The following is a 650-nucleotide window of genomic DNA, read 5'->3' as shown; positions in this document are numbered from 1 at the left end:
GCGACGTCGTGGACGCCGTCCGCGGCTTGCTTGCGAAGGAGGCTTGAATGGACAGGCGCGTCGTTATCACCGGAGTGGGCGGCCTGTGCGGACTGGGCACTGACGCCGCCTCTATGTGGAAAGAGATCCGCGAAGGCCGCTCCGCCATCGGCCCGCTCGCCAATTCCGAGCTTCATGACCTGGAGGGCATGACCGGCGCTGAGATCAAGGCGCTGCCCGAGCACGACATCGATCGCAAGCAGCTCGTCTCCATGGCCCGCTTCAGCTTGCTCGCCGTGCTTGCGGCGCGCGAAGCCATGCGGCAGGCCGGACTTTCCTGCGACGAAGGGAATGCCCATCGCTTCGGCGCTACAGTGGGCGTCGGCGGCTTGGGCTGGGATGTAATGGAGGAAACTTACCGGGCCCTCCTTTTGGACGGCGCGAGGCGAGTTGGCATCCTCGCTGTACCCAAAACGATGCCAAGCGCCGCCGCCGGCCAGGTGAGCTTGCGCCTCGGCTTGCGCGGGCCGGTGTTCGGGGTGAACTCCGCATGTGCCTCGGCCAACCATGCGATCGCCTCGGCGGTGGATCAGATCAAGCTGGGCCGGGCCGACGTAATGGTTTCCGGGGGCAGCGACGCACCCTTCGCATGGGGCGTGCTGAAAGCATGG

1 protein-coding gene is annotated in these 650 nt (G+C 66.3%); it reads left to right on the top strand.

From position 1 onward, the window contains the following. Positions 1-47: 47 nt before the first annotated feature. Positions 48-650: beta-ketoacyl synthase N-terminal-like domain-containing protein (locus tag EN859_RS35145; RefSeq protein WP_281015668.1), on the top strand; the 603-nt coding region annotated here is incomplete at its 3' end.

This window comes from Mesorhizobium sp. M00.F.Ca.ET.216.01.1.1 (assembly GCF_004010325.2).
Classification (GTDB): Bacteria; Pseudomonadota; Alphaproteobacteria; order Rhizobiales; family Rhizobiaceae; genus Mesorhizobium.
The sequence above is the reverse complement of the archived record's forward strand: the minus strand, read 5'-3'. Positions and strand labels throughout refer to the sequence as shown.